This window comes from Nocardia sp. CY15 (assembly GCF_009829295.1).
Taxonomy (GTDB): domain Bacteria; phylum Actinomycetota; class Actinomycetes; order Mycobacteriales; family Mycobacteriaceae; genus Nocardia; species Nocardia sputi.
On the sequence record NZ_VUOT01000030.1, the window covers coordinates 41,232 to 67,052 of the forward strand.

The 25,821-nt window shown below is 65.5% G+C and carries 18 protein-coding genes and 6 pseudogenes; 9 read left to right on the top strand and 15 right to left on the bottom strand.

Features of this window, described 5'->3' with window-relative positions:
• Positions 1-1,239: 1,239 nt before the first annotated feature.
• Positions 1,240-1,335 carry a tetratricopeptide repeat protein gene (locus GVY39_RS35370; protein WP_159929448.1) on the top strand — a complete coding sequence of 32 codons (96 nt, stop codon included), beginning with the start codon at positions 1,240-1,242 and terminating at the stop codon, positions 1,333-1,335.
• A 343-nt stretch (positions 1,336-1,678) separates the two neighbouring features.
• Here the strand turns inward: GVY39_RS35370 and GVY39_RS35375 are convergent.
• The 4 genes and pseudogenes from GVY39_RS35375 to GVY39_RS26690 all read right to left on the bottom strand — a co-directional run.
• Positions 1,679-1,801: pseudogene (locus tag GVY39_RS35375) on the bottom strand (transposase); the annotation flags it as partial.
• A gap of 256 nt (positions 1,802-2,057) precedes the next feature.
• On the bottom strand, positions 2,058-2,519 hold the full coding sequence (locus tag GVY39_RS26680; protein ID WP_321209866.1) for a hypothetical protein: 462 nt from the start codon (positions 2,517-2,519) through the stop codon (positions 2,058-2,060).
• Between the two features lie 598 nt (positions 2,520-3,117).
• Positions 3,118-4,845, bottom strand: a complete 1,728-nt coding sequence (locus GVY39_RS26685; RefSeq protein ID WP_159929444.1) for an ABC transporter ATP-binding protein — start codon at positions 4,843-4,845, stop codon at positions 3,118-3,120.
• Entirely contained in the window at positions 4,842-6,707 is a 1,866-nt protein-coding gene (locus GVY39_RS26690) for an ABC transporter ATP-binding protein (protein WP_236565691.1), read from the bottom strand. Before GVY39_RS26690 ends, GVY39_RS26685 begins: the two co-directional genes overlap by 4 nt.
• A 34-nt stretch (positions 6,708-6,741) precedes the next feature.
• Here GVY39_RS26690 and GVY39_RS26695 point away from each other — a divergent pair, with 34 nt between their 5' ends.
• Positions 6,742-7,338, top strand: a complete 597-nt coding sequence (locus GVY39_RS26695) for a TetR/AcrR family transcriptional regulator (protein WP_159929442.1) — start codon at positions 6,742-6,744, stop codon at positions 7,336-7,338.
• Positions 7,339-7,614: 276 nt separating this feature from the next.
• On the opposite strand, the pseudogene GVY39_RS34665 reads toward GVY39_RS26695, so the two are convergent.
• A pseudogene (locus GVY39_RS34665) lies at positions 7,615-7,845 on the bottom strand (leucine zipper domain-containing protein); the annotation flags it as partial.
• A gap of 654 nt (positions 7,846-8,499) precedes the next feature.
• On the opposite strand from GVY39_RS34665, the gene GVY39_RS26710 reads away from it, so the two are divergent.
• On the top strand, positions 8,500-9,726 hold the full coding sequence (locus tag GVY39_RS26710; protein WP_159929438.1) for an MFS transporter: 1,227 nt from the start codon (positions 8,500-8,502) through the stop codon (positions 9,724-9,726).
• A gap of 207 nt (positions 9,727-9,933) precedes the next feature.
• Here the strand turns inward: GVY39_RS26710 and GVY39_RS26715 are convergent.
• The 4 genes and pseudogenes from GVY39_RS26715 to GVY39_RS26740 all read right to left on the bottom strand — a co-directional run bounded on the left by GVY39_RS26715 (position 9,934) and on the right by GVY39_RS26740 (position 15,372).
• Positions 9,934-11,450, bottom strand: a pseudogene (locus GVY39_RS26715) (ISL3 family transposase).
• Positions 11,451-11,701: 251 nt separating this feature from the next.
• Positions 11,702-12,234, bottom strand: a pseudogene (locus tag GVY39_RS26725) (DEAD/DEAH box helicase); the annotation flags it as partial.
• Between the two features lie 221 nt (positions 12,235-12,455).
• Positions 12,456-14,063, bottom strand: a complete 1,608-nt coding sequence (locus tag GVY39_RS34670) for a hypothetical protein (protein WP_240679474.1) — start codon at positions 14,061-14,063, stop codon at positions 12,456-12,458.
• 523 nt (positions 14,064-14,586) lie between these two features.
• Entirely contained in the window at positions 14,587-15,372 is a 786-nt protein-coding gene (locus GVY39_RS26740; RefSeq protein ID WP_201295365.1) for an alpha/beta fold hydrolase, read from the bottom strand.
• Between the two features lie 230 nt (positions 15,373-15,602).
• Here GVY39_RS26740 and GVY39_RS26745 point away from each other — a divergent pair, with 230 nt between their 5' ends.
• On the top strand, positions 15,603-16,085 hold the full coding sequence (locus GVY39_RS26745) for a hypothetical protein (RefSeq protein ID WP_159929432.1): 483 nt from the start codon (positions 15,603-15,605) through the stop codon (positions 16,083-16,085).
• Between the two features lie 201 nt (positions 16,086-16,286).
• Here the strand turns inward: GVY39_RS26745 and GVY39_RS34675 are convergent, their stop codons facing one another.
• Positions 16,287-16,733: an IS630 family transposase gene (locus GVY39_RS34675; protein WP_236565690.1), complete on the bottom strand. Its 447-nt coding sequence runs from the start codon at positions 16,731-16,733 to the stop codon at positions 16,287-16,289.
• Between the two features lie 122 nt (positions 16,734-16,855).
• Positions 16,856-17,080: pseudogene (locus tag GVY39_RS34680) on the bottom strand (helix-turn-helix domain-containing protein); the annotation flags it as partial.
• Here GVY39_RS34680 and GVY39_RS34685 point away from each other — a divergent pair.
• Positions 17,019-17,225 carry a hypothetical protein gene (locus GVY39_RS34685; protein ID WP_236565695.1) on the top strand — a complete coding sequence of 69 codons (207 nt, stop codon included), beginning with the start codon at positions 17,019-17,021 and terminating at the stop codon, positions 17,223-17,225. The pseudogene GVY39_RS34680 and the gene GVY39_RS34685 overlap by 62 nt on opposite strands.
• 24 nt (positions 17,226-17,249) lie before the next feature.
• Here GVY39_RS34685 and GVY39_RS26755 read toward each other — a convergent pair whose 3' ends face one another.
• A complete protein-coding gene (locus GVY39_RS26755) occupies positions 17,250-18,941 on the bottom strand; it encodes a hypothetical protein (protein ID WP_159929430.1) in 1,692 nt (563 codons plus the stop codon).
• 308 nt (positions 18,942-19,249) lie between these two features.
• Between GVY39_RS26755 and GVY39_RS26760 the strand changes: the two are divergent.
• Positions 19,250-20,215, top strand: a pseudogene (locus tag GVY39_RS26760) (ISL3 family transposase); the annotation flags it as partial.
• A 74-nt stretch (positions 20,216-20,289) separates the two neighbouring features.
• Positions 20,290-20,388, top strand: a complete 99-nt coding sequence (locus GVY39_RS34690; protein ID WP_236565689.1) for a hypothetical protein — start codon at positions 20,290-20,292, stop codon at positions 20,386-20,388.
• 254 nt (positions 20,389-20,642) lie between these two features.
• Here GVY39_RS34690 and GVY39_RS26770 read toward each other — a convergent pair whose 3' ends face one another.
• The 3 genes from GVY39_RS26770 to GVY39_RS26780 form a co-directional block, all read right to left on the bottom strand.
• Positions 20,643-21,155, bottom strand: a complete 513-nt coding sequence (locus GVY39_RS26770; RefSeq protein ID WP_159929426.1) for a nitroreductase/quinone reductase family protein — start codon at positions 21,153-21,155, stop codon at positions 20,643-20,645.
• Between the two features lie 169 nt (positions 21,156-21,324).
• Positions 21,325-21,639, bottom strand: coding sequence for a hypothetical protein (locus GVY39_RS26775; RefSeq protein ID WP_159929415.1), 315 nt, complete (start codon positions 21,637-21,639; stop codon positions 21,325-21,327).
• Positions 21,640-21,720: 81 nt separating this feature from the next.
• The gene (locus GVY39_RS26780) at positions 21,721-23,085 is read right to left on the bottom strand and encodes an amidase family protein (protein ID WP_159929413.1); all 1,365 of its coding nucleotides are present in this window, start codon (positions 23,083-23,085) and stop codon (positions 21,721-21,723) included.
• A gap of 118 nt (positions 23,086-23,203) precedes the next feature.
• Between GVY39_RS26780 and GVY39_RS34695 the strand changes: the two genes are divergently transcribed.
• The gene (locus GVY39_RS34695) at positions 23,204-24,952 is read left to right on the top strand and encodes a DUF1989 domain-containing protein (protein WP_159929411.1); all 1,749 of its coding nucleotides are present in this window, start codon (positions 23,204-23,206) and stop codon (positions 24,950-24,952) included.
• The gene (locus GVY39_RS26790) at positions 24,949-25,818 is read left to right on the top strand and encodes a polysaccharide deacetylase (protein ID WP_159929409.1); all 870 of its coding nucleotides are present in this window, start codon (positions 24,949-24,951) and stop codon (positions 25,816-25,818) included. Before GVY39_RS34695 ends, GVY39_RS26790 begins: the two co-directional genes overlap by 4 nt.
• Positions 25,819-25,821: the final 3 nt, after the last annotated feature.

Genomic DNA, 25,821 nt, shown 5'->3' on the forward strand with positions numbered 1-25,821 from the left:
CTACGTTTCGATACGGAATGTACCACTCAGCTGATGACACGGTCATCAGCAGGCAAACACGTCGATCGCTAGCGCAGGTGATGACGGCGTCATCACCCTTGTCATCACTACAGCCTTCTTGCCGACATAATTCGGATGAAAAGCCTGGTCATCGACGCGTTCGCGCGCGTGTCGCGCACTGTACGGTCGAGATCCCCGCACTGCTCACTCTGATCCGACCGCAGTGCTCACGGCATCTCACCACACGGCAGCGCGACTCGACCGTCTCGATGATCCGCTCACCACCGCCGGGTACCTTCGCACCAGCGCCTACGGGGGGCAGGACCAGTTCCGGCGCAGTACCTTACTTCACTGTCGCTAGGATCCGAATCGAGGACATCTGTCCAACCCTAAGCCCCAGCGCAGAGTACAAGCCCCGAAACACCAACGTTCGGGGCTGTCCCCTTTCATAGGCCCTTCCGCCGCTCTTACCTCTACCAGACTTCGTGGCGTTCGATTGAGCACGAGAGGCGAACCCGGACTTCGCCGAGCTGCTGCCCGGATTCTTCGCAGCCGCCGACTGGATTCATGACGCGGCCGCGGTGGTCATCTTGCCGCCGCCGTAGCCCTGCGCGTCCGTCGGCCCCTCTTCCGGGATACGCCTGTCCAGCCCAGCTCGCACCGATTGCTGATTCCGCCTTCGGGGCGACGGACTCAATCCGTGGTGCGTTGATCCCGATATTGGCCCACGAGATGCTGGTAGAAACTGTTCTCCGGCGACTCCAGCGAGATGGCCCGCAGGCCGACGGTAACCTTCCGGCCGACCATGCGGGTGCGCCGCATCGGCGGGTTCGGCCGCAAACATCGGTGTCTCTGCCTAGGCGATGCCGACGCCAACTGTTGATGCGCCTGCGATGCACGCAGCCGTCAGCGCGATCGTTGTGACAAGCCGCTGCCCAGCCGAAAAGGTTCGCATGTCGTCCCCTCCCTTGCACTGAAGGTATCTCCTTCACTGCTCTCGGACGCTGCTGCCGCACAACGGGTTCCATCCACAGTGGTGACTGGTGTCACAAGCTCCCGACACGGTCGCGTTCGGCAGAGTTGTGTATCTGGGACTTCGGAGCGAACGCATGAGCGTGTCGCAGCCGGGGAGTGGTTGATGAGCGCTGAAGCCGACGCGGTGTGCGGCGCTGGTTACGGAATGAAGCCGGTCCTGGAACTGCTTGCCCTGAGGGTGTTCTCCTACCGGGAGGGGGCCGAGTGAACGAGGCGATCACCTTGCACGAGCAAGTCCTCACCGACTACGAACAACTCCTCAGCCCCAACCACCCCGATACCCTTGACCGCGCGCCATAACTTCGCCCCACGCCTACCAGAAAGGACGCCGAGGAAACTCGGCTGTCCCCCGCTCCGAGCAGATCCTCACCTACCGCGAGCGAATCCTCGGCCCCGACCACCCGGACGGGGAGCACACCCACCGACTACGGGTCATTCCCGCAGACGCGGAGATGACCCCTCATTGCCGCGCCGAGCCAGCCCGGCACGGGCTAATCCCCGCGGGCGCGGGGAGCACGACGGGCTCGAGAACGTGGGCTGTAGTAAGTCCGGATCTTCCCCGCGGGCGCGGGGAGCACGAGACTCAAGTCGCCGCCGAGCCGGCGTGGCATCGCCAGCCTTCTCGAACTCATACACCGTCCAGCGCTGCACCACACAACGCTGCGAACGAACCTTCACCCTGCAACCGCTGCGGGTTGTCGCCAGCAGTGACCAGCAGTTGCGCGGCGGTGTCGGGCCCGACGCCATAGGCCGACCGCAGCGCAGGACACAGCACCGCGAGCTTCTTGGTGTGCGCCGCGTCCTTGTTCGCCACGGCGGCCAGTGTCTCCGACATCAGCCGGTCCTTCCTGACGAACCATCAGGTTCGACCCATCGGACCGAGGTCAGTTCCGCCGGCTTTCCGACACTCCCGGCGGCGGTGCGGTATAGCGGTGGTGGCCGACGGATGCGTCGCTCCTCGGCGTTTCGGCGACGGTTCCCGGTTGGGTCGGCGGTGCGAGCGTGATCGCTGCGGGTTTGTGTCATGATCGTTCGCTGTCGGCCTGTGTCGCGTTCGGGTGGGTCCGCAGCCGCCGGTGCCGGTGGCGGAACAAGAACGTCAGGGTAGCCTGCAGGGCTGCGCCCCAGTAGGGAAGCAGCCCGAGGGGTGCGCGCGGGACGAAGGACACGGAGTCGGTGATCTCGGTGCTGTTGCCGGAGGGACGTAGGGTGCGTTCGTGCACCCAGACACTCATCGACATCATGGTCGATTCCTCGCGGAACCGTGTTCCGGGATCGATCTCGGCGACGGTGATGTTGTCGAAGTCGATGGGGAGCCATCCGTATAGCAGGAGGACGCTGCGTCCCAGTCGAGTTCCGGGTGCTACGTCGTCGATAGTGCGGTCTCGGAACGTCTTGGGCACGGTCATCTTGAGATAGGGCCGCAGTTCGGCGTTGATGCCCTCGGGCGAGGTAATCGTGGCCCAGACCTGTTCGATGGGCATATCGACGGTGCTAACCATCTCGATGTGCCGGGTTCTCCGTTTGCGTGTCATCGGCTTGCGCTACCTTTCTGGGTGTGGGCCTGGTCCGGTCATTCGTAGTATCGGTGGGCTCCAGGGGTTCTGGGTATGGCTAGACGCCGTCGGCAAGGCTCAAAGGACTTGGCCGTTTAGAACTCTGCGACGACCCGACAGCCAATTGGGATACGCGAGTTGATCGCTGCTATAGGACAACGTCGGCGAGGTCGTCCGCGGGTGATGCAACCGCCAGCAAGGGGCAGAAGGGTTGGCACAACGGGGATTAGGGCTTTTCTCTTGGTCCGGAGAACACTATTTCGTCGCTACCGGGCTCTTGCGCTCGACAGCAACCGGCTGCCCGGCTGGTCCGGACTCCCTGGTGCACCGCCGGCTCTGGGCACGATGACCTTCGGCACCGAATGGGGCTGGGTGCGACCTGCGATGAACCCTGATGGCTCGCTACCCGACGCCTTGATCAGGATGAATGCGGCTGATTTCTTACCACGGTAAGTGGGACAGAGCCAATATCTGGACAGGCACCATGTCGCCGAAGTCGTCTCCTCTCTCCGGTGTATCGCGGATATCACGGGCGGATACTCCACTCGGCTGATGCGTGGCGTTCGCGCCAGAAGTCGGCGTAACGGCCGCCGGCTCGTAGGAGCGTGGCGTGAGTCCCAGTCTCAGCCAGTCGTCCGTCGTCGAGGAAGAGGATTTGATCGGCGTGCTGGATGGTGGCGATTTTGTGGGCGATGATGACGACGGTTCGGCCTGCCGCCACGAGTTCGCTGATCCCAGCGCTGATAGCGGCCTCGTTCTCGGGGTCGAGCGCGGCGGTGGCTTCATCGAAGAGCACGATGGGCGAATTCTTGAGCAGAGCACGAGCAATCGCGACCCGCTGGCGTTCCCCGCCGGAGAGCGCGATACCGCCTTCGCCGGTACGGGCCTGCCAGCCTTCGGGGAGCCGTTCGATGATTTCATCGAGTCTGGCGGCGGCCGCGGCCCGGTGGAGTTGTGCCTCGTCGGCGTCCGGGGCGGCGATAGTCAGGTTGTCCTCGATGGTGCCGTCGAATAGGTAGGTGTCCTGGAAGACGACCGCCAGAGTGCGCATCAGATCGGGAGTGGGGATGTCACGAAGGTCGATCCCGCCGATATGGATCGAGCCGGAATCGACATCCCAGAAGCGGGCGATGAGTCGGAGCAGGGTGGTCTTGCCCGATCCTGATGGTCCGACGATCGCGGTCATGCCTCCAGAGGGGATTGTGACGGTGACGTCGTCGATGACACGAGTGTGCTCGTAGCCGAAGCGCACTCGGTTCAAGGTGATGTCGTGCTCAGTGGGAGCCTGACCGCTCGTAGGCTCGGGAAGAGGCGGCGCGTTCAGGATGGTGCCCACGCGTTCGAGGGCCACGTCTGCGACCTGGATCGCGCCGGAGAGGCTGGCGATCGCGGCGAGTGGTTCGATGAAACGTGACGCGAGCACGAGCAGCGCGATGGCCTCGGGCACGGCGAGCTCGCCGCGGGTGGCGAGCCAGGCTCCGATGACCACGACAAGGGTGAAGCCGATCTGGACGATCCCGACGTACGCGTATTGCGGCAGTGTATGTCGGGCGAGCGCGTGACGGAACGCGCGTCGTTGCTGGTCGAGAGCCTGCTCCATCGGTGCGAAGCCAGCACTGGCTCTTCCGGTGGCCCGGAGCACCGGCTGGGCTTGGGCGAACTCGATGGCGCGGGCAGCTGCTTCCTCAGAAGCCTCGTCCATGCGGCGCTGAGTGTCGTGGATGATCGGAGCCGACCAGCGCATCACAAATACGGCGGCGGGCACCGCCGCCAGGAAGGCTAGGCCGATCCGCCAATCCACGAAAAACACGCCGACGACGACCGTGGCCGGAGTGGCGATCGCCGCAATCCGCTCAGGCCAGACGTGGGAAACGATGCTCGCCGCCGAGGGGGTGTTCTGGGCCACGACGCGCGCGATGCGCCCCGGTGTCTGATTCACATACCAACCCAGCGGGAGCCGCCCGAGGTGCTCGCCAAGACTATGTTGCAGGTCGCGCATAATACGGTTGGCGGTCGGATATCCCACAGCGTGGCCCCACCACACACTCGCAAGATACGCGACCCCGACGACGGCGATCGCGAACAACCACCAGTGCACATCTCCAATGCGAATCGGGTCGGACAACAGCTCGCGCAGCAACGGCAGGAGCATGACGAGCACGAGGCCCTGAAGGACGCCGGAGAGTATGTAGCGCAGGGCGAGCGCATTGATCATGCCGCGGTGCGGCCAAATCTGGAGGATGCGGCGGATCATCGGGACTCGTCCTTCCCTCGCGGGGTCGTGACTTGAGGGGTCTGGTTCTGCGCTGTCCACATGGCCCGGTAACGGCCACCGGCGGAGAGCAATTCGTTATGGGTGCCGCGTTCGACCACTCGTCCGGCGTCGAGGACGACGATCTGATCGGCGTGCTGGATCGTGTACAACCGATGCGCGACCACGACCACAGTGCGTCCGCGGGCCAGTCTGCCTAGAGCTTCCTGGACGGCGCGTTCGTTCTCGGGATCGACATATGCGGTCGCCTCGTCCAACAGCACGATTGGGGCGTCTTGAAGGATGGCGCGAGCGATGGTGATCCGCTGCCGCTGCCCGCCAGAGAGCACGCCGCCACGACCGGCGATCACAGTGTCGTACCCCGCAGGCAGCGCCAGAATCGTCTCGTGCATCCGGGCGGCACGAGCAGCCGCCTCGACCTCGGCGTCGCTTGCGCCGGGACGTCCCAGACGGATGTTCTCCCGTATCGTGTCGCGCAACAGCACGATATCCTGGAACACGATGGCAATGCGGGCCAGCAACTTTTCCTGCTGGATGTCGCGCACATCGACACCGCCGATGGTTACTGATCCAGCACCAACATCGAAAAATCTGGGGATAAGCCTGCTGAGAGTGGTCTTGCCGGAGCCGGATGGTCCCACGACAGCGGTAACGGTACCTTGTCGGCAGAGGAGGTCCACCGATTGCAGCACGGGCTCTTCGGCGGTGTAGCCGAAGGTCACCGCGTCGAATCGAATGCTGTACGCCCTTGGGGTCTGCGGTGCGTCGGGCTCGGGAAGTACTGGCTGGTCGAGCACGTTGCGCAGGTGCTCTGCGGCGACACGAGCCTTACGGAGCTGTTGGGTGCCTTGGGCGATCGTCATGTACGGCGTGGGCAGGCTGACGCCGACGAGCAAGAAGGGCAGCAGGTCCACCGGGTCGAGCCAGCCGGCCGCGACCAATCCGGTCCCCGCTCCTGCCACAACTAACAGTACCGAGGCGGGCGAAAGGAGCAGGAGCGTGACGAACATCGCCCGCCCTGCCTCAGCGGTCCAGGCAGCGAGGGTATCGCAGAACCGGTCGATGCCCTCGGACAGACGGCGATAGGTCCGCCCGGCGCCGCCGTAGGCCTTCACGACCTGGATGCCGTCTACGTACTCGATGGTCGCGTTGTTCAATTCGACCTGGGCGGCAGTCAGCTCGGCCATACGCGCAGGCATGGTCCGGTGCGCAGCTCCCATGGCGAAGGACGCCAGGGGAAGCACCGCCAGGGTGACCAGGGTCATTCGCCAGTCCGTCGCCGTGAGATAAACCAGTGCGACGATCGGGAGCCCGATCGCGCTGGCAAGGTCGAGGACCGCGTGGGCGACCATGTGGTGCATGTCCTCGATGTCGTCCTCCATCGCCTTCTTCAGCTCGCCCGAACCACGTCCGGTGAACCAACCCAACGGAAGCACGGCCGCATGCCGCGCCAGCCGAGCGCGGAGAGAGCGCTGCAAGTCGGCATCGGCGTAATGCGTCACCAGATTCGCCACCACCATCAGCAGCAACCGCCCCGCAGCGCCGACGACACCGACCCACACCCACATCCACACGACGTCGGCCTGCTGTGCAGACGTCAACTCACGACCTATTTCGGCCACGGCCACGTAGGGAAGCAGGCCGAGCATCGAGCTGACGAAAGCCAGACCCGCCCCTAGATACAGCTGCCGGCGAACCGGGCGCAGCAGGTCGCGCACTGCGGACCGCAGGGGCCGGTCGAGCTTGTCGACCTTGTCGTCCGACACATCCGCACCTGTAACCAGCAAAGTCATCAACTGCCTCCCAATCGACTGACCGTCAGTCAATAACTTACCATATGGCACGATGGGTCAACAGACACCTGACAGGAGGCAATGAGTGGGTCGGACCAAACCTGCGGAGCAACGGCGCTCCGAACTTCTCGACGCCGCGGAGCAACTGCTCGCGCAGAAGGGCATCGCCGCGGTAACGGTCGAGGACATCACCCAGGCTGCCGGCGTCTCGAAAGGCACCTTCTACTCGTACTTCCGAGCCCGCGAGGACGTTCTCGGAGCCCTCCGCGCGCGATACATCGAGACCTTGCTCGACGCGCAGAACGAGGCGATGTCGCTCCTGCACCCTGATGACTGGGCCGGGCGCATCGAGACATGGCTCGTCGCTGGAATTCGCACCTTCCTGCTCGATCCAGCCAAGCACAACACTTTGTTCCACCTACCGCACGGATCGACCGGCGAGGAGGTCGACAGCGAGGAGGTCGGATACCGACATGTCGAGCTACTGAGGTCACTGTTGACGGCCGGACGCGACGCCGGAGGGCTCCGAGTTGTGGATCCCGAGTCCACAGCCGTGCTGCTGTACGGCTCGATCCATCACGGTGCCGACTACCTCTTCCACGCCGCGGACCCAGCGCTCACCGAGCGGGTCATCGCCGAGGTACGCCGCTGGTGCCGCTCATTCATCCTCCCCGAGCTCTAGGGACTGCTTCGGACAGATCCGGGCGGTCTCTTGGAGACCGCCCGGCGTGGGCAACCACCCCCGCCATGGGGCACCGCCTCCTTCGCGAATCGCGGGAGCGACCGCGACGGCGAGATCGTCGGCGTTATGCAGATCAGACGAGACCCTGGCCTCGCTCAGCTGACCTGCGGGCAGCACCCGCGCGAGGGTTGCGCCGAGCGCCGTCGGGTGCCGAGAGTCGGTACCGGGAATGATCAAGGTCGGCACGGTCACCTCCGCAAGGTCTTCGACGCTGCCGGTCTCGATCTGCTCGACGACCTCAGGTGGCGTCGCTGTCGATTGGCGGCGCGGCGTGGACGACCGGTCCATCGGGCCGATGTCCCTGCACCTGCGCCACCGGTTCACCCACTTGGACGTGCACGCCCGCGAGATCCCCATCTCGGCCACCACGTGTGCGATCGGCCTGGTTCGGCAGTGCTCGGCGAGTCGTCGTCCCTCGATAGACAGAGGGGCGTTGCGGTGTGTCACTGCAGGGTCCGTGAGGTGGTTGCTCGGGTTGTGGTGGTCTCGTCGGGTGTGACGTCATCTTCCAGCCTGGTGCGGTCGACAAGGACGAGAGGGACGGCGATCGCGGGAGGACGGCTCCGATGACGCCGACCCAGGTGAGGGAGGTGCCGCGAGTGAGTGCGGCTGCCGCGAGGACCGGAGTGCAGCTGATCCCGAGCTGGAAAGCCGACACCGTCATCGCCCCAGCGAGCGTCGGGGCGTCGCCTGCAATAGCGAAGACACGTCCGTAGATCGCGTGGTTCAGCACGAAGGCAGCGATCCCGAGCAGGAATACGGTGAGAATCACCGCCCACGAGTGGTGGATTGCGATGACCATGGTGACCGAACGGATCACGATCGCAACGGTTCCGCTCAGGAGCGCGACGTGCGGGCGACGGTCGGAGATGCGTCCGCCGATGGACAGGCCGGCGAAGGCGCCGATCCCGAAGAGGGCGAGGATCGCGGGGATCCAGACCGTAGGCATACCGGTGATGTCGGCGAGCACGGCCGCGAGGTAGTTGAACGTGATCATGTAGGCCGCTGTGGTCAACCGACATGGCAATAATCATTCTCGTCTGACAATATAATTGACCGACGGTCAGTCGATCTCATAGTCTCGGCTCTATGAGGAGTCTCGTGAGTGCCCCGTTGTCGAGCAGTCTGGACCACTACCCCATCACGGGCCGGCTGCGACGTTACTCGCTGATCGTCAGCCTGTACCTGGTCAGCGACATTGCGTTCTCATTCTCCTTCGGGGCGCTCACGACGATTCTGCTGAGCCTCGGCCACCCCAAGAAACTGGTGGCGCTGGCGCCGCTGTTCGGTGTGGTCTACGTGCTGCGATTCATCGCCGGTCCGATTATCGACCGGGGCCACCCGTCTCGTAAGGGGCCATACCGCAGTTGGCTGTGGGCGACTCAAGCAGCCCTGGCTGCGTCGCTCGCCGCGCTGTCTGCGGTTGATCCGGCACATGACCTGCCGCTCGTGTTTGCCGGACTGATGATCCTGCTCGTGTTCGCTGCCCTGAACGACACTGCGACGAACGGGCTCGCGGTACGGATTCTGGGACCCACCGAACGAGGGCTGGGCAACGGCATCCAGGTCGCCGCCGCCACTGCGTCGATCGTCCTCGGCACCGGCGGCGCGCTGCTTCTCTACGACCTCGGCGGTTGGCGCGTGACTCTGCTGATTCTCGGGGCGTTATTCGCGATCCCAGCCGCCATGCTGATCGGATTCCGGGAACCCGCAGGCGAGGCCCCGGCCGCGATCCAATGGTCGCGGATAGGTACCTTTTTCACCTCGACGACACGACGCACCTTCGCGCTGATCGTCGCACCTCTCCTGGTTTCCGGCGCGTATCTCGTTACTGCCGTTCAAGGTGCGCTGTTGCTGGATCGAGGATGGAGCCTGAGCGATATCGCGACGCTCCAAGGCGTCTACGCGCCGGTGGTCGGCGTAATCGCGGGCTTGGCAGCAGGCGCCGCAATCTCACGGTGGGGGCGGGCCCGTCCGCTCGTCGTAATCGGCGTCGCCGGGATGCTGTCCGTCGCGGCGACACTCCCGATCGCCATCGGCGACGCATCCGCCACCGTCGCAGCAACCGGGATACTCATGATGAGTATCGGCTATGCGGCCATCATGACCTGGATCAACACCGTCTATATGGATAACAGCCGTGCGGATTCATCGGCAACGGACTATTCGTTGCAAGCGACGATCCTCGGACTGCTTCGCATGATCGCGAGCACAGTTGGACTCGCGCTCATCCCCGGTTTCGGATACATGGCCATTGTGCTCGTCTCAATCTTCTTCACAGTTCTTGGCTTCGGCGTCGCATGGCGGCACACACGAGCCATCGAGTGAAGGTCAGTCAAGCGCCGCTCGGCCGCCGCGCGCCTCGCTCGCAGTGCGGAAAGCGCGTCCTCACTGGCCGCCGCGATTTCCAGAAGGTCTCCAAATTCCCGAGACGGATCACTGAGTTGACTCGGCCCGTGGTTCAAGGCGAGCCCGCGCGCCCGGGTCTGTCCAGCCAACGGCTCTGTCCCATTTTCGGTGGTAGCGGAACCTCGCCTATCCCAGCAGGATTCGGTGTCGGAGTAGCCGAAAGCCGGCGCGGCCGTACATCTGCCGTTTGATCAGCTTCGTTTTCGTATTGACGCCCTCGCAGGGACCGTTGGTGTAGGGCAGGGTCAAACCGGCGACGGCAGCGTCGTGGTCTTGGTCGAGGCCGGTGAGGAACGGGTTGAATTCGGTCAGGCCGGCTTCGCGGACCTGCTTGACCCAGCTGTCGAGGTCGCTGCCGCGGCGCTCGGTCATGAGTTGGGCGAACTCCCGGACGAGGTCGACCAGGGCGGTCATCTCCGGGCACGCGGCGGCGATCTCGTCGAGATGAGCGCGGCGGGGATCGGGCAGGTCGGCCGGTCGGGTCAGGATCCAGCTGGCCACGCGTTTGGGCGAGATCGCGATTCGGTCGCCGTCGAGGCGTCCCTGGTTGACGTAGCGGTAGAGTAGGTTCAGCCCTCCGGCGTAGCCGAGAACTTTGATCTCGGCGAATAGTTGCAGGACCGGTACTCCGGGGTCGGCGGCGCGGCGGGCGCGCAAGTGGTCGCGGTAGGGGTCGACCAGGCAGGGCCGGTACTGCGGCGGGCGGCGCAGACGCTGCGGCTCGGGCGCACGGGCGTAGCGTTTGACCGTGTTCAGCGACACGCCCAACCGGCGTGAGCAGTCCAGCAGTCCGACCCCTCGATCGAGCAGCTCGTGCACGGCGTGCCAGCGTTGCAGGGTGGTGGCGCCGCCCTTGACCTGTCGATACTTCGGTGCTGCGGCCGACCAGCAGGTGCTGCGGCCGACCAGCAGGCGCTGTGGGCGACCACCGTCTTCTCGACCACCTGCGCCAGCCCGTGCCACAGGTGCCAGCGGTCGCTGACCTGCATCGCGGTGGGCAGGGCCCGGCGCACGGCCTCGGCATAGGTGGTGGAGCCGTCACGGACAACGACCTGCACGTGCGGGTGCTCGCTCAGCCACACGGCCAGGGTGTCGGCTTTCCGGTCGGCCAGCACGTCGATGCGGTCGTGGGTGACCGGGTCGATCACCACCGTGCCGTAGCGGTGGCGGCGCCGCAACGCGAAATCGTCCACGCTCACCGCGGCCGGCACCGGCCGCTCGGGCAGCGGGATACCCATCAGCACCCGCGCCGCCGTGTGGCGCGACAGCCCGATTGCGAGTCGCGCCAGCAGCCGGGCTCCGGCGCGTCCGGCCAGCTCCCGCACCACCGATCGAATCTGACCGGTCAGGCGCGTGGTGCGCCGCTGGTAGCGCTCCAGCACACCGGGTACCTGCTCACGAAAGGTGTTGCGACAGCCTATGGTCGGGCACACCAACCGCCGCACCTGCACTCGCACGTGCACTGCACGGCCGTCGAGCGGCAGGTCGACGACGGTGCGCTGGTGGTAGCTGTGCACCTTGCCCGAAACAGCACCGCAGCCCGGGCAGGCCGCTGGACCACCGGGGGTCCGAGCGCGTACCCCAATCCAGGAGCCCTCGTCGCTCACCTCCTCCACCAACAACGGCGACAAACCCGAAAACATCACGACCACAGAGACATTCACATGACCCACCGGCACATCGTGCCGTCACGCCCCTCGGGTCACCACCGAAAATGGGACCGAGCCCAGCCATCGGTGTAACTCGGTTTGATTGGGTTACTTCCGTCCAGCGCTGAGTCGGCCTTCGAAGGTGATGTCGAAAGCGTTCAACGCGGCTTTCCAGCGGGTGACCCACCGTTTCGGCCTGTTCCGGTGGGATCGAGGGCCATGATCGACAGGTAGACACACTTCAGGCGGTAGTCCGGCCGGAAATCGTGTCCCCAGTCCGAGACGCAGTGCGCCTCGTCGATCACCACCAGTCCCGCGTCCGCCGCGAGCTTCGGCAGCACCTGGTCCCGGAAATCCGGATTGTTCAGTCGTTCCGGGCTGACCAGCAACACGTCGACCGCGCCGGCGGCGACCTGCGCGTGGATCTCGTCCCATTCGGTCACATTGCCCGAGTTGATGGTGGCGGCGACCACCCGCGCTGCGCGGCCGCCACCTGGTTGCGCATCAGCGCGAGCAGCGGAAACACGATCACCGTCGGCCCGCGACCGGCCCTGCCCAGCAATTTGGCGGCGATGAAGTACACCGCGGACTTGCCCCAGCCGGTGCGCTACACCACCAACGCCCTGCTCCGCCGCACGACCAGCGCCTCGATGGCGATCCACTGGTCCTCCCGCAGCCGCGCATCGGGCCCGGCCAGTTCGCGCAGCAGCTGCTCGGCGTGCTCGCGCAGGTTCGGGGCGGTGAGGTCGATCGAAGAGACATCGGTCGCCGCGGTCATGCGCTCCATCGTGCCCGAGGGCACCGACACATGACGCGGCCCGGTCGCTACCGCGTTCGGCTATCGCCCTGGTGTTATCGGCCTGGGGATTCATCGCAGTCGCTGGTTTGCTCGGTGCCGTTGTCGCGGCCGATCCGTTCGGGATCGTGGTCTGTTTCGGGATTCTGATGCTGGTCGTGTGGCGAGTAGCTCGCTGGCATAGGCGGTTTCGGGCCCGGCGCCTACCTGTTCGATGGCTGCCAGACGCCGACGAAGGAGCCGCATGTCACAGGTTGGCCGGAGATCCGAGCGAGTATGCCGTCCGCGATTCCGGCCGGGTCTACCACCGAAGCATCGGCCGGGACAGCAACCGGGATCGGCTTTGCCGAAGCTAGGGCGCGACTGGTGACGGTCTGGAACAAAATCAGGTAGTCGCCCTCCCGCTCGATTTTTTCGGCTGCCGCATCAAGGCGAGCGCGGCTGTCGGCGACGAGTTCTGCCGAAAGTGGCCAATCGATGGGAAAGGGGTTTCGGATGTGCAACGCCGGATAGATGAACGGATTGTCGGGCAGCACTGCGGTGCGGGACGCGGGATACTGGTCCAGGCAGCGCACAATCTGCTCGACGTATGCCGCGGTTGCCGGGTTCGTCCGGATTCCACGCATCGCAGGTATCGACTCACCGAGGTCGGCAGTCAGTTCCCTGGCCGGCAGATCACGGTAGGGGGCCTGCAGTCGAAGTTCACTCATCCAACCGAGCGTGGCAACCAACAGGATGACGGCGGCGATGCCACCGACAATGCGGGCCCGGTCGACCACAGTCGGCAGGTCCCGCACCAGCTGTTCGATGGCCAGCAGCGCGAGGCTGCCGCCGAGCAGCGTGGGTGAGGCGTATCCCCACGACAACGACACCATGTATCCGAGCAGCACCATGCCGACTGATCGCCACGGAACGCTGCGTTGCGTCGCGGCGTGGATGCCGATGGTCAGAGCAGCGGCCCACCATAGAACGATGCCCCAGTTGCCGGCCCGCTCGAGCTGTCCGTCGACAATGACTGCCCCAAGGATCAGGCAGGCGATAGCCGACGCGATACCGCGCATCATCGGCCCTCTTGTCGTCGATGCGAGTACCGCGACGGTATATACGCCGAGAATTGGTATTGCCCCTGAGATCACACCGATACTCAGCAGGCGCTGACCGGCGGTGGCATGTCCGCCGCCGAGTTGGTCGATCATTGCCCCGAAACCGCCACCCGCAGTGACGATCACCAGGTATATAGCAGAAGGGCCGATCAAAGTGGCGAGGTCGAGGATGAGCCGCCGCACCGGATGCCGACGTTGGATCAGCAGGACGACAAGGGTGACGAGGACTGCTGGTATGAACGATTGTTTGGTGACCGCTGCGAATCCGATGGCGAAAAGACCCGACCGCACCAGCCATACCCGATCGCGTTGCCGACCCATATCGAACGCGTACCAGCCCACGGCGACAAGGAATATGCCGTCGACGGTGTGCCACGCGGTCATCGCGAACAGGTGGACGTTGATCACTGCGACCGATGCAACTACCGCAGTGCGGACCAGCCCCCACCGCAGGACACCGATGCCGGTCGTCCATGCCGCCAGCACTACCGTCGCGACGATCAGCTGTAGGCATGCCACAAAGGCCGAGGACAGCAACAGCGGTCCGGGAATCACGAAGTCGATGATGTGTAGGTACGCCGAGCCCAAAGGTCGTGCCGAGATCAGATCGCGATGCGGTATCTCGCCGTGCAGTATGCGCCATGACTGAGCAACCACAAAGCCTTGGTCGGTGGGGTTGAATCCGAACCGCTCGAGGCCGATGGTCAACGCTGTCGCGAGACCGACGATCCAAGCGGTGTGCCCGAGCCGACGTCGCCACTGGCGACCGGACGTGAATGTGGGTCCAGGCGCCAAGGCTCGGGACTCGCCCGCTGCTACCCGCTGATTCTGTTCCGAGTTGGTGACCACCGTGGACAGTCTATGCTCGGCACGGCGTAAACATCTGTCCGCAAGCCACTTTCAGCTCGCACTCCACAGAACTCCGAACCCGCAGAGCGGCGGCGATATCGGCGGTCTTGTCACCGGCGGCGAACCGCTCGGCCGCCGCCAAGCAAACCACCTCCCGCCGGACACGCCCCGCGGCCGGCAATCCCCCGCCCTGCCCCTACCTCACCGCACAGGTATCAACCCACAGCCCGAGTGATCACCAGCTCCGTCAACCGCAATCAACCGTCAAAGATCTGTAGGAGTGCATTTCCGCGCTGGTGCCACCGTTCTGCCCGCGCCATCGTCCCAGCGACAGGATCGCACGCTCTACGGAGTCCGCGCGAGCCGAGGCTGTGACCCGTCTTCACGCGGGGTGCGCGGTCGTCGTGGCCAGTTCGACGAGCCGGGCCCGGACCAAGTCCGGTCGCTCTTCGGCGATGAAGTGGCCGCAGTTCTGGGCCAGTTCGAGGCGGTAGTCGTCGGCGCGCGCCGTCTTCTCGGACGCGAGCGAGGGATGGATCGCGGCGTCGTCCACCCCGAACAGGGCGCGGATCGGTACGGTCGCGCGGCGTTGTTCGCGCCGTACGGCGGACCGGGGGACTTCGCGTAGCAGGAAAGTGCGGTAGGTGTCGGCCGCGGTGCGGGCGCAGAGCGGGTCGCGGAAGCGGTCGGCGTACGCGTGGATCACCTCGGGTCCGAACTCGTCGCGGTTGCGCACGGCGCCGACGAAGATGAGCTGTTCCAAGAAGCGGGTGCGCTGGTGGAGATACGTGCCGAACGCGGCGACCGGCGGCTGGTAGATCAGAAACCGCCAGGCGTGCGGCAGGAAACTGCGCGGTGTCTGCCACGGGTGGGCGATGTTCAGCGCCAGCAGCGCGTCGAATCGCTCCGGCTCCCGCAGCACGAGCAGGTGGGCGATGTAGCCGCCCCAGTCCTTGGCCCACCAGTGCGGCGCGGGTCCGGACCAGCCGTACCCGGGCAGGTCCGGCGCGATGATCCGCAGGTCGTCCGGCGGATCGGCGAGCAGGTGGCGGTACGCGTAATGGTGCTGTGGCCCGCCGTGCAGCGCGAGCACCGGACGTTTGTTCGCCGGACCCGCCTCGGTGACGTGGAAGCGGATGCCGCGCGCGGTGACGAATGAGCGCCGCACAACAGCAATCTCGGGTGGGCCCGCCGCCGGGTCTGATTCCGGACGCGGTGCGACGAACGAGGGACGCCAGCGCATACTCGATGGTATGTTCGCGCCCGTGCGCGAACGGCGCCGAAGCAATGGGTACCCATTCCGGACGAATACGACCAGATCGACCGACCAGTGGATGCATCGGGGAATGTCGTGCAGCCACGATCGGGAGCAGGACGTGATTAGAAGGGGAGGCTAAGTTGCCTGTTCAGTTGTGGCCAGGACGGTCGAGACGTTCGCGATTCGAGTCGATCGTCGATGATCTCGAACTGCCGCCGGATTGGACGGTGGAACCGTTCTTTGCTCGCCTGGAGCAGGTCCGCGGGCGTGAGATCGTGCATCTACCGTTGCCGGAGTATTTCCCGGTCGAGTTGTGCGGATTGTGGCTGGCCCGCTCGGTGGACGATGTCGTGCTGTATCGCCCCTGGCAGGTGCCGACGATGGCGCGGCATGTGGTGGCGCATGAAGGCGCCCACATGTTGCTCGGTCACGGCAGAGACAGCACACCGGCCGAGCTGGCGGCGCTGCTGGCTGTTGTGGATTTCGACGGTTGCCCGGATGCCGACGCGTCGACAGCCAGGAAAGCTCGTGGTGCAAGTAGCTACAGTGACCGCGACGAGTACGAGGCTGAACTGTTATCCCTATCTCCCGCTGCAACTTCCCATCGGCGAGAGTGCTCATGACGAGGCGTCAACGAGGGTTCACGCGATTCACCCGCCCGGTCTTCCCCAGCCTGTAACCCCTGGATGGAACCCGAGTCCTCGGGCTTCGCACCCCACGGTTACCCATGATGCACGTCGAGGTGGGGACGATCCACACGCACGGGATCGGGAACTACGTCACCGACATCAGCCGATTCCTCCTTTTACGAGTTCCACTGTCACTCATGCGACCTCGTGTCGCACGACCTGGTTGAGCCAGGACGATCCGGGCGTGGTGAAGTGCACGTGGAACCGGGGGTGACGCGCGAGCCATTCGTTGACGATCGGGGTCTTGTGGGTCGCCAGGTTGTCGCAGACCAGATGAACAGCCAAGTCGGCGGGTACTGCCTTGTCGATCGAGACCAGGAACTTCTTGAACTCCGCGGCACGATGGCGGCGGTGCAATTCCCCGATCACGGTGCCATCGGCGATGTTGAACGCCGCGAGCAGGCTCGTGGTGCCGTGGCGAGCGTAGTCGTGGGTGCGACGCTCGGGCATGCCCGGCATCATCGGCAACACCGGTTGCGAACGATCCAGGGCCTGCATCTGTGATTTCTCGTCCACGCACAGCACAACGGCTCGCTCCGGCGGATAGAGGTACAAGCCGACCACATCCACGACTTTCTCCACGAACAGCGTGTCGGTCGACAGTTTGAATCCGTCGACCAGGTGCGGTTCAGATCGAACCGCCGCCAGATCCGCCCGATCGTCGATTTCGACAATCCGGTCCGCTCGGCCATCGATGCCCGCGACCAATGCGTGGCATCACGCGGAGTCCGCTCCAACGTCAACACCACTACCTGCTCCACCTGATCCAGCAGTATCGACGGCGGCCGACCCGGACGTGGCTCATCAGCCAGACCGGCCAGACCGTGCTCGATGAACTGGCGCCGCCACTTCGCCACAGTCATCGGCGTGACACCTACCGCAGCCGCGACATGCGCGTTCGCCGCACCCGGCTCCGCGCACCTCGGCACGATCCGGCACCGCAACGCATACGCCTGCGTCGACGTCGCCGCCCGCGCACCCCGAACCAACTCCCGACGCTGCGCCTCGGTGACCACCAAATCTGGCCCCGACCTCGGCCGCCCCGTCCTTGCCACCGCCGAATCCTACGATTAACGAACGGATTTCAAGCGCGGAACACTAGGCCTCGTCGGGAAGTTCGGGTACCGCCGATCTCGGTTGTGACAGTACGGTTTCTACCGCAACGGCGACGAAATCGCCGCCGATGGCGACTATTCGGTTGGTCGATCGGCTCCAGTAAAGGGCCGAGTAACTGGATTTGTCGCCGAACATTTCTGGGGGGAGGGCGATGTGGGTACGGTCGTTCGGGAAGTAGAGGGCGCCGACGTTGCCTTCGTCGTTGCTGCCGAATTTGAGGAGGAGGCTGTCGTCCGGTCCCGGGCGGACGTCCATGACGTTGGTCCAGGCTTCGGCGTGCCGGATTGGTTTGCCGCCTCGATGGATCTCGTGCAGGTCGCGGCCGGACTGGTAGAAAAATCCGTCGGTGCCCGCGGGCGCCGAGGTGAAGCCGACGAAGGAGCGTTGTGCGGCCATCTCGAAGGTGCGGACGCAGCCGGTGCCTGCGGGGTCGAGTTCGTAGCCGTTGCCGTCCCAGATCAGGACGGTGTTACCGTCAGCCAGTCGCGCGGCCCCGGTGACCGGGCGGGCGGCGTCGCCGAGTGAACTCTTCACCACCGTGCCCGGTGTGATGCCCGGAATCTGTTCCCAGACACCGGAGTCCGTGAGCCACAGCGGGCCGGGCAGCGGGTCGCCGAGCTGCATACCGCCGAATCTCAGCAGGTGACTCTTCACCTCGTGCAACACCACGGGGCGCGTGCCGAGGAAGTAGCACTCGTGGGAGTAGAGGTCGGCCCCGTCCGGTCCCTTGGCCGGTAGTACCCGCGGTGCATCCGTGTCACCGTCCACCAGGATCGGCGCGAACACGCGCGGGCGTGCCTTGGTGTCGACGGTGGAGTACGCCAGCCATCCGCCCTCGGAGGCCCGTGCAGCCGCGACCCAGAATTCGTTGCGCTGCAACGCCAATCGCGGCGGCCACGACTCGAGGTCCCACAGTTCCACCTGTGGTGACTTGCCGTCGCTGTGCGACATCAGGAAGCCGTCGACAATGTCGTCGAGCACACTCGCGATGGGCGATGCCGGTGCCGTCTCCACCGCTGCGGCAGTCGTGCCGTCGTTGCCGAGGTACTGCGCCCACATCAGTTCCGGATCGCCGGGGAACTCACCCGCCGCGGGCACCGCGAGATCCGTTGCCTCCCAGTATCCGAGCTTGCGATCCACCGCCGCGCGCAGCGTCGCCACGATCCCTCGGTAGTTCCGCTGGGCACCCTTGGGCAACGGCGCGAGCTGCTCCTGCACCCAGGCCAGCACCTCGGCAACATATTCGGCGGGCACATAGAGCCCCGTCGTATAGTTCCCGCCGAACCAGCCCGAGGAGAACCGTCCCCGTACCTGCGGATGCGCCGCGACCACATCGGCGAACAGCGCGTCCGGCGCGTACTCGACTTTCGGCTCGAACACCCCGTCGGGAAACACCCGTCCCGCTTCGAATGCCAGGCTCAGCGCCAGCCCCCGCTCGTAGCGGTACGGCAGCATCGAGGCGCTGAACATGACCGCTGCCACCGACACGGCCTCCGCCGCCGCGTGCCCATCCGTCCCGAGCAACAGCTCGCGTACCTGCCGCCACACGTCCGCCGCTTTCGGATGCACTCGATCCAATGCGGTCGGCTCGGTCGAACTCCCGAGCAAGCGGGGCACGAACTGCTCCCTGATCGCGTCCTCGTCCACCAGGTGCAACGTGCAGTCGTATCCCATACGTCCTCCATCTCGTCCGCCGCGCCCCCAGATGCAACCACGCCGGGACCCGATCCCGGGGCGGCGAAGTCGTCGCCCACCACAACGACCGCGGCGGCCACCCGCGCCGAGGCAGGTTGGTGTGGATCCGCGCGGGCATCGGAACCGCATGGCCGCATCGACATGTCGGAGTCCTCGCGTTCATCCGCCGACCGGGGTCGTCGGCGGGGACTGTAAATATAAAGGCTCTGGCTCACTTCCGGTGGCTGAGCGTGGTCGCCTGACGGCACGATGCGTGGGTGGGTGAGGCGGATGTTGCTGTCGGGCTGGTGTTCTCGGGTTTGTCGGCGCTGGTGATCGAGGAGGTTGTCGAGGAGGGCTGGAGGCTCGTAGTGCGGGCCCGGACAGCGCCCGGCCCGGCGGTGTGCTCACGCTGTGGTGAGGAGTCGGAGAAAGTCCACAGCTACCACCACCGGACCGTCGCCGACCTGCCCGCCGACGGTCGCGTGGTGATCGTCCGGGTACGGGTTCGACGACTGGTTTGCCCGAGACCGCAGTGCTGCAAGACTTTCCGTGAACAGGTTCCCGGGCTGCTCGAACGCTACCAACGGCGAACGACCCGACTGACCGGCCAGGTGCGGGCGATCGTGAAAGAACTGGCTGGTCGGGCTGCGGTCCGCGTGCTGGCCACGTTGCCGGTTCGATTGTCCCGACATACCGCGGTGCGGGTACTGCTGGCGATCCCGCTGCCGCACCGGCCGGTCCCGCGGGTGGTCAGCGTGGACGACTTCGCCCTGCGCCGCCGAAACCGTTACGGCACAGCGGTCATCGACGCTGTCACTCACCAACGGATCGACGTCCTGGCCGACCGCAAGTCCGAAACCCTCGAAACATGGCTGCGGAACAATCCTGGCGTCGAGGTCGTCGTCCGCGACGGATCGGCCACCTATGCCGAAGCGATCCGCCGCGCGCGGCCCGCCGCACTGCAGGTCAGCGACCGCTGGCATCTGTGGCACGGTCTGGCCCGATCGGTGAGGGAAGTCGTCGCCGCGCACGGCCGATGCTGGGCCGCGGCCGGCCCGAAACGGCAAACACTCACCCGCGAGACCACCACGTTGGAACGCTGGCATGCGGTGCACGATCTGCTCGATCAAGGTGTCGGACTGCTGGACTGCGCCCGGCGTCTGGGCCTGGCGTTGAACACGGTGAAACGCTACGCCCGCGCATCCGAGCCGGACCAGCTGCGCCGCCCACCGTATTACCGGGCCTGCCTTGTCGACCCCTTCCGCGACCATTCGTCGAACGCCGCCTCGACCGCGAGAACCTGGAGCGATCGGCCCGGCTGGCCCTCGACGGAATCCTCGCACCTGTGATCACCGCAGTCCATCCGTTCTCCGACGCCCCGGCCGCCCTCGCTGCCGTCGAAAACGGCCACATCTCGGGCAAGATCGTCATAAAGGTGACATGAGAAGCGCCCGGTCGGCTGACGTCAAGAGCGGACCGCACCGGCAACGTCCGCACGACAACAAATTCGGCACGGACCCTACAACTAACCATCCGCTCATCGGCATTTCAGTGCGTTGCTGACTCGAGATGGACTCGGCCCGTCGATCTTCCGTCAGCCCGCACTGGCCGCTTCGGTTAGCGCGGTCAACGGCATCTTCAGTATGCCGATTATGTGATGTTGTCGAGGCGCCGCGGCTGAGAGATCCCAGGGAGCGCTCAGCCCTCGCCGCCGAGGGTGAGCACGACCAGCGGCATGGGGCGGTCGACCTTGGACTGGAAGTCCGCCAGCAGTGGGTTGTTGGCCAGCACCCAGGCCACGAACTCGTCATAGTCCGCGCCTTCGAGCACCTTGCCGGTCCCCTGGTAGGTCTTGCCCCGGAGCTCGATGGTGACCCGAGGATTCGCCTTGATGTTGTACCACCACGCCGGGTACTTGCCTTCCATGAACGAGCTCACGTACATGGTGTCGTCCCGGTACTGGGGCCCCAGCGGAGTCGTGTGCCGCTTGCCACTCTTGGCTCCCGTCGTGGTGAGCAGAATGAGGTCCACGCCCGCGTAAGCACCGCCCACCTTGCCCGAGTTCTCCCTGAACTCGTTGATCACATCATCGTTCCAGTTGGCGATGCTGCCCTCCTGGTCCCCCGCCTGGTTCCACGGCGCGTTCGGATCGTTGTAGTCGGTGATATCGGCCAGATCCAGCTGTCCTGCAGTCGATTCGGTTTCACTCATGATTCGATTGTGTCGCGGAGATAGGACAGTTAAGGTCCTAACTCGATCAAAGATTGTGACGCCTTCGCTCGCGATGGCGAAGGCGCATCTCACCCTCGGCACAGGTTCACCACCAGCGGGTTTTGGCCGGTGAGATGGCGTGATCACAAGAGCTGCCGTTGTCGGCTGGTCAGCGCGTCAGCCACCCGGCGAAGCATCGGGTCAGGAAGGGCATGATCACCCACACCATGGCCGCCACCGCGACCGGCATGATGCAGGCCAGCCGTAGCGGTGTCGGGAAAGGTTGCAGCAGTGGAGCGGTGGTCGTGACCAAGCCGGTGAGCATTGGGTAGAGACCGATCATGGTCAGTATCCAGAACTTCCATTTCGCCGGATGGGCGTCGGCATCGCCCGTGCCGACCGCAGCAGCATTATCGGTGGCTGCCTGCGACCGGTCGTGTGCCGCCGACACCTCGCTGTGCGTGCGTTCCTTCGTATCGAGCACTTGATTCTCCTCGGCTCTTGCGTTATCCGTTGTCATTGAGCAGACGAAGCGGCTAGCGCGACTGTGACATCGGTGAGCCTGCTACGTGTCGTTGCGCCAGTGCCGGTCCATGAGGTGGTGCACCCAGGCTGCCCGATCGAGCAGGGCCACATCGTCGCCAGCCGGCCGGGAAAGCAGAATCCCGGTGCGAGGGCCTTGCCGTGATGCGGGCACCGGCAGGGTGATCCCGCAACTGCCCAGGTAGCTGAGCACCATGGTGGTGCGCAGAACAGTGGCATTGGCGGCGTCGTATCGAGCTGGGTCGGCCTGGAGGTCGGCGATGCGGGGCGGTGGTTGCCGCACGGTGGGACATAACAACATCGCGTCCCCGAGTTCGGCGGCGAAGGCCGCACGCAACCCGGGCATCGCGGTATAGACAGGGGCGACGGAGGACGATGTGCACGCGTTGCTTCCGAGCCTGCGGCGGGTGGCGGGTTCGATCGGTGCGGTGGAATCGAGCCGATGTCCGTGCAGGCCGAAGGCTTCGGCGCCGACGATCGTCCCGTGAGTGTCCATCAGCCGCTGGGCCGCCACAAGCGACGGCAATTCGCGGACCTCGACCTCGGCGCCCGCGGCACGAAGTGCGGTGACAACGGCGTCGAAGTCGGAGTCGATCTCACCGTTGGCGTCCTCCGACCATTCCCCCGCCGGCACCACGAATCGCAGTGGGAGCGTGCGCTGGTTCGGCTCGGCGGGGCGGAGTACCCGCTCCATCATGACCAGGTCTTCGACAGTGGTGGCGAAGAAGCCGACGCTGTCGAGCGTCGCGGACAGGGGCGCGAAATCGTGCGGGCCGTACCTGCCCGGACTGGCCCGGTAGCCGACGATACCGCACAGCGCCGCGGGCACCCGCACAGATCCGGAGGTATCGGTACCCACCGCAAGGGGAACGATGCCGCGAGCGACCGCGACCGCCGACCCGGACGAGGATCCGCCCGGGATCAGCGCCGGGTCGAGTGGATTGGCGGGCGTGCCGAAGCAAAGGTTCATTCCGAGGCCGGAGAAGGCGAACTCGCTGAGATTGGTCTTGCCGACTGTGACCAGTCCGCTGTTGTGCGCCCGCCGCACGAGATGGCTGTCCATCGCGGCTGGTTCGTCGTGGAGGTGGCTTGCCGAGCCGCAGGTGGTGACGGTGCCCTGGACGTCGAAGAGGTCCTTCCACACGACGGGGACGCCGTCGAGGCGGCTGCGCAGAGCGCCGCGCACCGCGCGACGATCGCTGGCCTGGGCTTGGTAGTGGGCGCGTTCGGCGGTGAGGGTGATCATCACTGCGGCCGCATCGGGTTGCCGCGCACTGTGGATCGCAGTGGCGACCAGGTCAGCCGATGTGGTTTCGCCACGTTCACGGGCCCGCACCATGGCGGCGGCTGTGGTCGCGGCGGGTCTCGCTTGCGGACGGATACGCATAAAACCCACGCTATCCCGCCGCAGCTGTCACTGGAATGTGGAAACATCTATGTCAAAGCTAGAATACTGTGCATACACACATTTACACCGGCGGCTGTAGCTCGGTTGACTGAACACCATGACAGCGTTGAGCTACCGGGAGCCGGTGACCGTGCCGGCCAGACAGGCCAGGGCGGTGACCTTGCGAACCGGCGAGCGGTTGCGGATCACCGACCTCGACGGCGGCCAAGTGGGTGATGTCTTCGCCTACAACGCCGACGACATCACCGAGCACCACAGTGCCTCGCACACCCGCACCCACACCAGTCGACTCTTCCCCGCGCTCGGCGAATCCTTCGTCACCAATCGCCGCCGCCCGATCCTCACCTACCTGGCCGACACCTCCCCCGGGGTGCACGACATGTTGATAGCCGCCTGCGACCCGGAACGCTATGCGGCATACGGAGACCCGGACCACGCCAGCTGCGCCGACAATCTGCGCCACGCCATGAGCGACCTCGGGTACCCGGCCCTGCCAACCATCCCGCAGCCGATCAATGTCTTCATGCGGATTCCCATCACCGCCGGCGGAACCCTGTCGTGGCTGGAAGCCGCCACCGCGCCCGGCGACTCGATCACCTTGCGCGCCGAGATGGACTGCCTCGTAGTCGTCTCATCCTGCCCGCAGGACCACAACGTCATCAACGGAACTCGCCCCACCCCGCTCGCCCTGACCATCCTGCCCCCAACCACGGAGGAGAAAACGATGATCACCACTGAACTGGCCCACCCTGCTCTCGAGCCGACCGCGATCGGCGCCCTGACGCTGCGCAACCGGTTCGCCGTCGCACCGATGACCCGAATTTCCGCCGAGTCCGACGGCACACCCACCGCCCAGATGAGCGAGTACTACCACGAGTTCGCAGCGGGCGGATTCGGATTGATCATCACGGAGGGGACCTACACGGACGCCACCCACAGCCAGGGCTACTACAACCAGCCCGGCTTGGTCACCCAACGGCACATCGCGGGATGGCGGAACGTGGTTGATGCGGTACACGCGGCCGGCGCCCCGATCGTCGCGCAGCTGATGCACGCCGGTGCCATTTCCCAGGGCAACGCCTACGGCTACAACACCATAGGCCCCTCATCGATCACGCCCCCCGGCCAGATGATGCCTGACTACGGCGGCGTCGGTGGGCCGTGGAACCCGCCCCGGGAGATGACCGCACGCGACATCGAGGATGTCGTGGCCGGGTTCTCGGCCGCCGCCGAGAACGCCAGGGCGGCCGGCTTCGACGGGGTCGAGATCCACGCGGCCAACGGCTATCTGCTCGACCAGTTCCTCACCGACTACACCAACCAGCGCACCGACGAGTACGGCGGACCGGTGCAGAACCGGATCCGCCTGACCGTCCGCGTGCTGCGGACGATCCGTGAAGCGCTCGGCGACTTCCCGATCGGCGTGCGACTGTCCCAGACCAAGGTCAACGACTTCACCTACCGCTGGCCCGGCGCCGCCGCCGACGCGCGGGCCATCTTCACGGCACTGACCGACGCGACCTACCTGCACATTGCCAGCGAGGGCAAGGACTTCCTCGAGACCGCTCGCTTCCCGAGCGGATCGACCATCACCGAGCTCGCCCGTAAGGTCTCCGGCCGTCCTGTCATCGCCAACGGCGGCATGCACGCACTCCCCCAGGCCGCCGATGTGCTCACCGGTGGGCACGCCGACATGCTGTCGCTGGGCCGGGGGGCGCTGGCCAATCCCGACCTGCCACGCCGGGTCGAGACCGGGGCAGCGCTCGAGCCGTTCGACCATGCGATGCTGCATCCCATGGCCTGCTTGGACAACGCCGCCGCTTGGCGCGCACGGCGCGCCGGATGAGCGAGCGCACCTGGACCCGCGGCGCTGCCGCCGTGGCGACGCTGACCTTCGACGTGGACGCCGAGACACCGATCCTTGCCGAAGGCCGTCACTACGCCCAGCACCCCATGGTGATGTCGCATCAGTCCTACGGTCCGGACGTCGGTGTGCCGCGGATCCTCGACCTCCTCGACGAGATGGCCATTCCCGCTACGTTCTTCGTGCCCGGCTGGGTAGCAGAGCAGCGCCCCCGCCTGGCCCGCTCGATCATCGACCGGGGGCACGAGGTCGCACATCACTCCTACAGCCACCGGGCGCCCACTTCCCTGCCGCCCGGCGCCGAACGCGCGGACTTCGCACGGGCACTCGACATCTTCGCGGCGCAGGGGATCGAAATATCCGGACATCGCGCGGCGATGTGGAGCGCCAGCCGCGAAACTCTCGGTCTGGTCGCCGAGTACGGGCTGGCTTACGACTCGTCACTGATGGGTGACGACCGGCCGTACCTCATCGACAGCAGGTACGGCTTGGTGACGGAGCTGCCTGTGCATTGGTCGCTGGATGATTGGGAGCAATATTCTTACCTGCCCGAACCGCGGATCGGATCGGTCATCGAATCCCCTGCGAAGGTCGAGCAAATGTGGCGCGCCGAGCTCGATGGCATGCGCCACTACAATTGCCTGTTCAACGTGTGCATGCATCCGTTCCTCACCGGGCGGCCGGGCCGGATGATGGCGCTGCGACGCCTTATCGCGTATGCCCAGCAGTGCGCAGACGTGACCTTCGCACGCTGTCGGGATGTGGCGGCGTGGGCGCGTGAGGACACCGGCACACCACATCGACCGCTGCCGAGCTACGACGTAGATCCAGCGGTATACCCGAACTGACGC

Bases quoted from the DNA above. Each gene is read 5' to 3' on its own strand.
- GVY39_RS34695 (WP_159929411.1), top strand. From the start codon at position 23,204: ATGACAGCGTTGAGCTACCGGGAGCCGGTGACCGTGCCGGCCAGACAG.
- GVY39_RS26755 (WP_159929430.1), bottom strand. From the start codon at position 18,941: ATGGGATACGACTGCACGTTGCACCTGGTGGACGAGGACGCGATCAGG.
- GVY39_RS26790 (WP_159929409.1), top strand. From the start codon at position 24,949: ATGAGCGAGCGCACCTGGACCCGCGGCGCTGCCGCCGTGGCGACGCTG.
- GVY39_RS26770 (WP_159929426.1), bottom strand. From the start codon at position 21,155: ATGAGTGAAACCGAATCGACTGCAGGACAGCTGGATCTGGCCGATATC.
- GVY39_RS26780 (WP_159929413.1), bottom strand. From the start codon at position 23,085: ATGCGTATCCGTCCGCAAGCGAGACCCGCCGCGACCACAGCCGCCGCC.
- GVY39_RS26685 (WP_159929444.1), bottom strand. From the start codon at position 4,845: ATGATCCGCCGCATCCTCCAGATTTGGCCGCACCGCGGCATGATCAAT.
- GVY39_RS26680 (WP_321209866.1), bottom strand. From the start codon at position 2,519: ATGCCCATCGAACAGGTCTGGGCCACGATTACCTCGCCCGAGGGCATC.